The sequence below is a fragment of the Shewanella colwelliana genome, assembly GCF_001735525.1.
Classification (GTDB): domain Bacteria; phylum Pseudomonadota; class Gammaproteobacteria; order Enterobacterales; family Shewanellaceae; genus Shewanella; species Shewanella colwelliana.
In genome coordinates, this window is record NZ_MCBT01000011.1 from 1 (window position 1) to 10494 (window position 10494).

The following is a 10494-nucleotide window of genomic DNA, read 5'->3' on the forward strand; positions in this document are numbered from 1 at the left end:
GTTTATTCCCCCTTCCGACATCCGCCAAATCGAAGAGACGTTGAAATACCGAGTGTAGATACGCCGGTGAGCTTCCGAAACAGGGATGTTTCGCAGAGCCTAAAGGGACTTATTCACGGCGTCTCACAGGCATATCTGCACATCCCTCGCCGGGCGGGCGTTAGATGGCGATAAAGGTATGACCTTCAGGCACACACCCCAATAACAATGAACCAAAAGAGAAAATGTAACCAGCCTTCATTCCAAGGCCACCAAACTTTGGGGCAAAAGCACGTTAGCTTTTTACTCGCCACTCACACCAAATGCAGCTTAATCGAAGAAACGTTAGAACCCAAGTGTAAACGCGGCTGCGGCCTTTGCCAGCAGGGATGCTGGCGTAGAGCCCACAAGGATGTGCTTGCGGCGTGTCGCAGAAGTGTTTGCACATAAGCTCACCGCAGGTGATAGATTGCCATGAAGGTACGACCTTCAAGCTCACTTAACCAAATCCCCCCAGCCAAACGCTACATAAGCTAATCCAAAAAATACCAAACCTTCATTACAAGGCCTGCACACTTTGGGGCAAAATCAAGCCAGTTTTTTATTCCCCCTTCCGACATCCGCCAAATCGAAGAGACGTTGAGATACCGAGTGTAGATACGCCGGTGAGCTTCCGAAACAGGGATGTTTCGCAGAGCCTAAAGGGACTTATTCACGGCGTCTCACAGGCATATCTGCACATCCCTCGCCGGGCAGGCGTTCAGTAACACCGAAGGTGTGACCTTCTAACACACCCAATAAATGAGATGCGGCCAAACGCTACTTAAGCAAACACAAAAATGCCTACCCCCATAAAAGGCTAGGCATTTTAACTTGAGTCACTTGAGTCTAAAAAAACACCACTAGTATCGACGCTTACGCTAAACACTAGGTAGCAGAAAAGCCTTAATGAGACTCCCTTTGGTCTTCAATCACAATGCCATCATCTGCCAAGGCACCTAGTGCAACCAACGCTACCTCGCCAGCCAACTGTGTCTGAGCGCGAATTGACGCTTGTACCGCTGCGATATCGACATGAGGCTGCGCCCTTTCATCCACCTCACATAGTAACTGCATCACATCATTGTCATGCTGGCGAGTCACGACCAAACGCACCTTTTTAATGGCTTCATGACAACAGCGAATACGCTCCACTTGTTCAGGGTGAACAAAGAGCCCTTTGACCTTGCAGGTTTGATCTGCACGACCAAGCCAGCCTTTTATACGCATATTTGTGCGGCCACAAGGGCTTTGACCCGGGAGCACCGCAGAGAGATCCCCTGTGGCAAAACGGATAAGTGGGTAATCACGATTAAAGCTCGTCACCACCACCTCACCCACTTCGCCATCGAGTACCGGTGTTAATGTACCAGGACGAACAATTTCGACAATAATGTCTTCAGCCACGACTAGCCCTTCGCCCTCACTTTCAAAGGCAATGAGGCCGATATCGGCGGTAGCGTAAGCCTGCTTAACATCAATACCGGCATGAGCAAATTGCGCCCTTAATGTTGGGGTCAGGGCTTCGCCTGAAACCAATGCCTTAGTGATTGATGAGGTATCTTTGCCCTGCTCTCTGCCCTTTTCCAGCAGTATGTTAAGAAATGAAGGCGTACCGCAATAGCCGCTGGGGGTAAGCGACTCAATCAACTCAAGTTGCATCTCTGTTTGACCAGGTCCTGCCGGTATGACCGTGCAGCCACAAGCTTTGGCGCCGGAGTCCATGATGAAACCACCGGGTGTAAGATGATATGACAAGCAGTTTTGCACTATGTCACCGCTGCTAAATCCTGCGGCAAAAAAAGCTTGTCCCATGCGCCACCAATCGAAGCCGTCACACTCTGGCTCATAAATGGGACCCGGAGATTTAAAGATACGTCCAACTTGATGTTTGTTGGGTGTCATGCCAGCAAACGGCGGTAGAGCGGCCTGCAGTGCAATCAGATCCGCCTTGTGCGTAATGGGGAGTTTAGCAAGCGATGCGCGGCAACCCACTGCCGACAAGTCTATCTTTTTAAACAGTGTGCTGTAGTAATCACAATGGGCTTTTGCAAAGCTCAATTGCTCCGACAGCGCTGACATTAAATGGTCCTCGCGCTGCTTGGCACTTTGCCCTTCAAGTGGGTGAAAGAACTGCTTCATCATCGCTCCTGTTATAGCCAACGCTTACGGCGTTTATAAGATTTTAGGTTTTTGAAACTCTTGCGGGTTTCATTGCCACCGCCAAGGTAAAACTCTTTCACATCTTCATTATTAAGCAGTTGGGCTTTGGTGCCGTCTAACACTATCTTGCCAGACTCCATAATGTAGCCGTAGTTGGCGGCTTTGAGCGCGTAATTGGCATTTTGCTCCACCAGCAGCATAGTAATACCCTGCTCACGATTGATTTTCTCGATAATGCCAAAGACCTCTTTTACCAGTAGCGGCGATAAGCCCATCGAGGGTTCATCAAGGCAGATCATCTTTGGCCGCGCCATGAGTGCACGCCCAATGGCTAACATCTGCTGCTCACCACCTGATAAATAACCGGCGAGCCCTGTGCGCTCTTTTAGGCGAGGGAAATAGTTAAACACCATGTCGATATCTTGGTTTACCTGACTATCGTTACGGGTATAGGCACCCAGTTTTAAATTTTCAATCACACTCATATCTTCAATAATGCGCCGTCCCTCCATCACCTGAAACAGTCCTGAGCGCACCACATCGTCGGCATTTTTCACATCAATTCGTTCACCCATAAAGTGAATGTCACCGCGAGACACTTCACCATTTTCAGTCTTTAACAGCCCTGAAATTGCCTTCAAGGTGGTGGACTTGCCCGCTCCATTAGGCCCTAGCAGGGTGACGATTTCACCTTGCGGCACATCGATACTGACGCCACGCAGTACCTGAATAACATCGTCATAGATCACTTCGATATTATTAATCGATAGTAGCGGGGTGTCGGGTTTTAACTGCACAGCTTGTGTCATAACTACTCCAAGATAATGAGGTCATGGCCTAGGGGGTTAACTGCTCTCTCTAGGCCTTGAGTCGTTAACGATTAATAACCTAACCAATCCACGCGGCGCTCTAGCGTCACTTGGTTAACTTTTTCAACCTTTATGTCGCCGTCGTTATAGTTGCCCTGATAGATATTGACCTGGTTAATACCGCGGTGATCCTCAGCGGTCCACGTTGCTGCTAAGCACACGCCCTCTAATCCCTTAGGCACCCAGTTTTGTTTAGCATACATCCCCTTCTTCACGTTTTCGCCAGTGATACCGCCATTGGCTTTGGCCCACTCCATCGACTCTTTCATAAAGTAGGTCGAGCAGATACCACGGATATAATGGTGCAGGCGCTGCTCTTCGCCGCTGTTATCTGACATCTTTGAGATCTCGCGGACCAGTTTCATGCCAGGCACGTCATCGCTCCAAAATGGTGTCATGGTTGGGAAGATATAGTTTTTCACGCCCTCACCCGCCGCTTTAAAGACCAGTTTGTCACCGCCCCAGATATTCGACATAAACTGAATGTCTGTGCCAACTGTGTCACAGGACTTAATTAATGACTGAACCGAGCCCCCCAAGTTGCCTATATACCCATAGTTAGTACCCGAGCTTTTAAGGCTTAAACATTGCGCCTTAAAATCACCCGGTTTCATGGAGATAACCACCGCTGGCTGCACCTCAAATCCAAGCTCTGTGGCATATTCTGCGCACGCTTCTTTAGGCGCATTAGGAAACGGGTGGTTGGCTCCAATGTGGGTAAACTTAGGCTTACCTTTACCGCCTTTGGCTTGCCAATCATCAGCGGCCCACTGCACTAATCCACGGCACGCGTCAGAGTAAGAGGCGCCATAAAAGAAGTTATAAGGCGCTGGTTTTTTAGTATTGGGGTTCTTGCCCTGAGGGTCAGTTAGGTGACCCGAATAAGAGGCCGAGAAAATGGGCGTTTTATCTTTTGCGGCAAAGGAGATCAATGCTTCAGTGTCGGCGGTGCCCCACCCTTGCATCACCACCATATTTTTACGTGATTGCCACTTTTTATAGGAGGCAATCGCCTGCGGCACTTTGTAGCCATAATCGATGGTTTCATACTCTAAGGTGGTGCCATCAATGCCGCCATTGGCATTGATGTAGGCCAGCGCATCTCGTACACCATCGGCATAGGGTTTACCCACAAATGCCGTAGGACCAGACATATCAGCCAAGTGCCCTACAAACACACTGTCTTGAGCCAGCGTTACGCCACTGGTCGCAAATGTTGAGCACGCTACCATAGCGCTAAGCAGTATTTTTTTTGTCATCGTTATTATCCTTTAAAATGATCCATCATTAGTGAATGCCTACGACAGGTTGCGCAACAGCAAAATAAACGCCCTATGCCATTCAAACTCGGTGCGTGGTTCTTTAAGTCATTAAAGAAGATCATGCCTCTCCACCTTCGCCAAAGTGGTGGTGCAACTGCAATTAAACCCGTTTTACTACAATGCCCTAGTAGGCAAATGGGTAGCATTTCCAGTAGTTTTTAATTTGGTCCCAGCGATGGGCTAGCCCCTCTGGTTCAAAAATAAGGAACAAGATAATCACCAATCCAATAGCCATCTCTTTGATGTAAGCCAAACCGTCTGTCACCATGGGAATGTTGCCCCAATCTGTGTATTTCATTAGCCCCACCATGGATTCAAGCATTTCAGGCAATAGCACCATAAACACCACACCCATCAAGGTGCCCTTAATGGAGCCAAGGCCGCCAATGATCACCATGGCCAAAAACTGGATTGACATTAAGATGGTAAAACCCTCCGCCGATACATAGCCAAGATAGTGAGCGTACAGCGCACCTCCAATCCCCGCGTAAAAAGAGGAGATCCCAAAAGACAACAGGCGATATTTATTGAGCTTGACCCCCATGATCTCGGCAGACAGATAATGATCACGTACGGCAACAAAGGCGCGTCCATCTCGACTACGCATTAAGTTGCAGCCCCAGATGTACATAAACACTAAGGCAAACAGCGCAATAAAATAAAAACTCAAGTCAGTATCAAAATCGAAACCAAACAGACTAACGGGAGCAGCCATAGCGCCCGACGATCCACCCGAGAACCAATCGGCGCGAGCAAAGAAGTCTTCAATAATGAACTGCGCCGCCAACGTGGCAATGGCAAGGTAGAGGCCCTTAATCCGCGCCGCTGGCATACCAAACATCATGCCTACCGCCATGGTAAGAAAGCCCGCTAACGGAATACACAAGACCACAGGAATATGAAAACTGGTATTAAGCCAAGCGGAAGCGAACGCGCCAAAGCCAAAGAAAGCGCCGTGCCCCAGTGAGATTTGCCCGGTAAAGCCCACTAAGATATTGAGTCCTAATGCGGCAATGCCGAGATAGGATATTTGGATAAATAGGGTAAGAAAGTAACCATCAAGTACCAAGGGCGCGGCGCAAGCCAGCGCAATCACTAAGGCGGTAAACCAGCGAATGGTTTTGGTTTCAAAGATGGTATTGTCACTCTTGTAGCTAGTGCGAAAATCCCCACACGGCCGCATTGCCAAACTAGACATAAAACACTCCTTGAGCAGAAATAAGGTCAATCAATAATTGCCGTCTTGAACATAGATAATGTGTTGGGTTCACCGTTAAATCCGCTCAATATCACGGGTGCCAAACAGGCCGTAGGGTTTAAACCAGAGAATCACTAACAGCACATAGAAGGGCGCGATGTCATACATGTTGCCGATATGCAGGTATTGGCTATCGAAGAACTCGGCAACATTTTCGAGCACTCCAATCACGATGCCGCCCACGATGGCTCCAACAATTGAGTCGAGCCCGCCCAATATCACTGCGGGAAACACCTTAATGCCGATGGTTGATAGAGAGTCAGACACACCATTAACCATGCCAATCACTACGCCCGCCGTCGCCGATACTGTTGCGGCAATACCCCAACTCATGGCGAACACTTGTTTAACGCTAATCCCTAGACTCTGAGCCACTTGCTGATCAAACGCCGTGGCACGCATCGCCAACCCATGTTTGGAGTATTTAAAGAACAGGAAAAAACTGACCATGATAATCAGTGCAATGACAGTACTCATTAGGTAAGCAAACTCAATGTTGAGACCGAATATGGCCACCGATTGCGTATCAAATACCTTAGGGTAGCTCTGAGGTGAGACACCAAAGATCCACTTAGTCAGGGATTGAAAGAGAATCGATAGACCAATCGTTACCATGATGACTGAGATGATAGGCTCGCCAATCATAGGACGCAGTACAATCATCTGCAGTAACACACCAAAGACAGCCATAAAACAAAGAGTTAAGATGAAACCGAGAAAGAAAGGCAATTGGAAGTAGGTCAAAAATGCCCAACATACCCAGGCACCCACTAACAAAAACTCCCCTTGGGCAAAGTTAACAATTTGCGTCGATTTATAGACAAGCACAAAACACATGCCCACCACACCATAAAGCAGGCCCACAATGAGGCCATTGGTGATCAATTGCAGTAATAGTTCAAAATTCATGATGCTCTCCTTTGCTCAACACTTACGTTGGCGGCTAAATCAGGGCTTCCCACTGTGGCCACTTGTAGCTGTGTTTTAATCCGTGACTTGGTGCCATCTTGGAAGGTAATAACGGTGTCGATATCGACATGGTCGTCATCGTTATAGATTGAATCGATGATCTCGCCATATTTATCTGCTATCACCCCTCGGCGCACTTTACGGGTACGAGTAAGCTCGCCATCATCGGCATCTAGCTCTTTGTATAACAAAATGAATTTATTAATTTTCTGGGCATCTGGCAGGCTGCTATTGACCACCTCAACCTCTTTGGTTAACTGCTCATAGACTTCAGGCAGCGTGGATAAGTTGGTGTAGTTGGTAAAGGCCAATCCCTGCTGTTCAGCCCACTTGGATACAATGCTAAAGCGGATACATAAGATGGCAGACAGATAGGGCTTGTCTTTACCCAAGATCACCGCCTCTCCGATAAAGGAGGAGAACTTGAGTTTGTTCTCAATATACTGCGGCGAGTACTGAATACCGTTGCTGGTTTTAGCTAAGTCTTTGATGCGGTCAATCACCACTAAATGACCATTGGGTTTGAAATACCCCGCATCACCGGTGTGCATCCAACCCTCCTGAACATCTTCGTCATAGGCGGCTTGGTCGCCTAAATAGCCGCAGAACATCCCCACGGTTTTAGCAATCACTTCGCCAACGCCTTCGCTGTCGGAATTAATCACTTGCAGCTCTGCCGTGTCAAAAGCAACGCCAACCGAGTCATAATCCACATCATCTTCATGATGTATGGTGTAAGCGCCACACATCTCGGTTTGCCCATAGAGCTGCCTTAACGGCACCCCAATACTCTGGAAAAACTTGAAAGTATCTGGCCCCATGGCTGCGCCACCTGTAGCGGCTGACTTTAAAAATGAAAAGCCGAGCCTATCTCTCAACGCTTTCATTAAGATGATGTCGGCCAATGTTGAGCGCTTCCCTTGAGCCAAACGTTGTTCCGCGCGGGCCATGGCGAAATCAAATAGTTTCTGTTTCAGTGGTGTCGAATCCATCATGCGCGCTTTAACGTCGGCTAAAATCCCCTCCCATACTCTGGGCGCTAACAAAACAAAACTTGGGCCAATTTCACGTAAGTCGGCCATCATGGTCTCTTGCTCTTCGACAAAATTAACGATTTGTCGCGCGATCAATGACTGACCCACCGCATAGACTTGCTCCATGATCCAAGGAAGCGGCAGTACCGACACATAGTTGTCGCCTGGCGCACGCGGATCGGCGCGCAGATAGGAGCAGCAATGCTCAACAAACTTGCCCCCTTGCAGTAATACAATTTTAGGCTTTGAGGTAGTCCCGGAAGTGGTGCAATAGATAGCAATATCGTCAGCCTTGCCCGCATCGACTAAATTGTCATACAAACGCGGAGTTTGATTGTCTACCTCTTGACCAATTCGATAGATATCTTCAATACTTATCAGGCGCTTATCATCATATTTTCGCATGCCACGTGGGTCACAGTAGACGATATATTTTACCGCTGGGATCTGCTCGCCCAGCTCCAGCAGTTTATCGCACTGCTCTTCATCTTCTGCCACAACAACCTGAGCGTTGCTGCGATTGAGAAGGTAAGCCACCTCTTCATGCAAAGAGTCTTGGTAGACCCCTAATGAGAAACAGCCCATGGCATGGGCTGCGACCTCGCCCCACACCCACTCAGGGCGGTTGTCACCAAGCAGTGCAACGGTTGCCTTTGCGGAAATACCCAAGTGATTAAATGCTAAAGCCATCCACTTCACGCGGTTATGGTAGTCTTGCCAGCTGAACTCACTCCAGATGCCAAACTCTTTCTCGCGCATCGCAATATCTTTACCCCAATTGGCCGCATTGTGACGTAAAATCTTAGGAAAGGTATCTAATGTGCCCATCTCAAATGCAGCTGCCGATGTGTGGTTTGACCTACTCATTATCCGACCTCTTGTAATTGCTCATTGTCATCAAGCCCCAGATAAGCCTGCCTTACATGCTCATTGGCCATCACCTCGTCAGGTAAGCCACAAATGAGCTTTTTGCCAAAGTCGAGCACCATCACCTCATGGGAGATATCCATCACCACGCCCATATCATGCTCAATCATTGCGACGGTCACACCGAACTCTTCATTCAAATCTAAGATGTAACGCGCCATATCCTCTTTCTCTTCAAGGTTCATGCCTGCCATGGGTTCATCTAATAAAATTAACTTGGGATTAAGTGCCATGGCGCGTGCCAGTTCCACCCGTTTGCGTAGGCCATAAGAAAGCGTGCCAGCTACCGATTTACGAACGTGTGAAATATCGAGAAAATCAATAATCTCTTCGACTTGGCGACGGTGTGCCAGCTCCTCCTTTTGGGCTGGCGATGCCCAATAAAGCGGCCCTGTGAGCCAGTTGTTTTTCATTAAGTGATGGCGGCCCACCATGATGTTGTCCAGCACTGACATGTGGCCAAAAAGGGCGAGGTTTTGAAAAGTGCGCCCGATGCCAAGGTCGGCGCGATCGTTCGGGCGCATATGGGTAACATCTTTGCCGTTAAAGTGAATGCTGCCATGCTGTGGCCGATAACGGCCTGAAATACTGTTTAGCATCGACGTTTTGCCCGCACCATTAGGACCAATAATGGAGAATACGGCGCCTTGCTTTACTTCGAAACTGACGTCGGTAAGGGCTTTTACACCACCAAACGCCAAGGAAATTTGTTCGACTTTTAAAATGGTATCGGTCACACCCATACTCCTTTGAACGGCGTTGCCGTTACATCCATTTCGCTATTGTTGTGTAGAGAAAATGCTCGACTTGCTATCACACTGGGCAGCGCAGGCCAGTCAAAAAATGGGAGGGCGCTATTGAGCCGCCCTCCTAACGAGTGGGTTAAAGGGCGTAACGCATAGATAGCTGAGCATAATTGGAGTCGACATCTTTATCGCCAATTTCAAAGTTGCCCACCTCAATACCTATGGCTAATGCCGGGGTAAGGTTTTGGAACAAGTTAACGCTCCACTGACTACGCTCAGCGGAAGTGATATCGGTTTCAACACGACCGTAAAGCACTGTGCTTCTTAACGTGTCGGTCCAGTAGTGACGATACGCAGCGAGATAAGAGGTAGTAGTTTCAACTTCTTCATCCACCAAATCTGACGCGGCACCGATGCCGACATAACGTCCGACCTCACCTTGGTGAAATTGAAAGCGTAAATCGTCTTTACCAAACGTCTTGATCCGTCCAGCAATTGAACCACCAAAGGCGGTTTCACTATTGCCAGCATTGGTGTTTAAGCTGCGACCTAGGGCTGAAATAGACACATTACCCCAGTCGCCTTTGAAGTTGTAACGAGCGATAACATCCGGCAAATCGTCATTGGCAGTATCACCACCGACACTTTCAGGGTTCTCTATCGATACTTGGAAGCCGCCCATGTCATAACGAATTTGCCCCTGGCGAATAAATGCCAGCCCCACTGTCGCGCCGGCAAAATCGGCGGTTTCAGGAATGGCACTGGTATTCATAAAGGTGGTCCAGGTTTGTCCTGCGGTCAGCCCTTTATACTTAATGAATGCATGGCGCAGACGCGGATTAGCCGAGTTGGACACAACCTGATTGCCACCGCCACCGAGAAAATCCATTTCAATAAAGCCCATCACATCGCCATGCACATATTTGGTGTTGAAGCGTGATTCATTGGCAAAAATACGAAATTGTGAGGCATCCTGCTCTAGCGCGGTTCCCGTGCCGATCCAAAAGTCTCGATAAGCGACATCGCCTGATACATAACGGGCGTCCACCTTAAGGTAGCCGCCAAACGATAGCTTACCCTCTTCACCAACGTCGAAGTCGTAACCGGCCATCGCAGAACCAGCCAGTAGACAGAGTGAACTTGCAAGTGTGATCTTTTTTATTGTTGAAATGAGCATCTTTATATCCC

The 10494-nt window shown here is 48.5% G+C and carries 8 protein-coding genes; all 8 read right to left on the reverse strand.

Annotated elements, in window-relative coordinates; all coding sequences use genetic code 11:
• Window positions 1-924: 924 nt before the first annotated feature.
• Window positions 925-2160, reverse strand: coding sequence for a phenylacetate--CoA ligase family protein (locus tag BEL05_RS03680; protein ID WP_028765405.1), 1236 nt, complete (start codon window positions 2158-2160; stop codon window positions 925-927).
• An 11-nt stretch (window positions 2161-2171) separates the two neighbouring features.
• On the reverse strand, window positions 2172-2990 hold the full coding sequence (locus BEL05_RS03685) for an ABC transporter ATP-binding protein (protein WP_028765404.1): 819 nt from the start codon (window positions 2988-2990) through the stop codon (window positions 2172-2174).
• Between the two features lie 71 nt (window positions 2991-3061).
• Window positions 3062-4309 (reverse strand): ABC transporter substrate-binding protein, encoded by a 1248-nt coding sequence (locus BEL05_RS03690; RefSeq protein WP_069670317.1) that lies wholly within the window; start codon window positions 4307-4309, stop codon window positions 3062-3064.
• Between the two features lie 187 nt (window positions 4310-4496).
• Window positions 4497-5570, reverse strand: a complete 1074-nt coding sequence (locus BEL05_RS03695; protein WP_028765402.1) for a branched-chain amino acid ABC transporter permease — start codon at window positions 5568-5570, stop codon at window positions 4497-4499.
• Between the two features lie 75 nt (window positions 5571-5645).
• Window positions 5646-6539: a branched-chain amino acid ABC transporter permease gene (locus tag BEL05_RS03700; RefSeq protein WP_069670318.1), complete on the reverse strand. Its 894-nt coding sequence runs from the start codon at window positions 6537-6539 to the stop codon at window positions 5646-5648.
• On the reverse strand, window positions 6536-8500 hold the full coding sequence (locus tag BEL05_RS03705; protein ID WP_069670319.1) for a long-chain fatty acid--CoA ligase: 1965 nt from the start codon (window positions 8498-8500) through the stop codon (window positions 6536-6538). Before BEL05_RS03705 ends, BEL05_RS03700 begins: the two co-directional genes overlap by 4 nt.
• Window positions 8500-9297 (reverse strand): ABC transporter ATP-binding protein, encoded by a 798-nt coding sequence (locus BEL05_RS03710; RefSeq protein WP_028765399.1) that lies wholly within the window; start codon window positions 9295-9297, stop codon window positions 8500-8502. The genes BEL05_RS03705 and BEL05_RS03710 overlap by 1 nt, the downstream gene beginning before the upstream one ends.
• A gap of 145 nt (window positions 9298-9442) precedes the next feature.
• The gene (locus tag BEL05_RS03715; protein WP_028765398.1) at window positions 9443-10483 is read right to left on the reverse strand and encodes a DcaP family trimeric outer membrane transporter; all 1041 of its coding nucleotides are present in this window, start codon (window positions 10481-10483) and stop codon (window positions 9443-9445) included.
• Window positions 10484-10494: the final 11 nt, after the last annotated feature.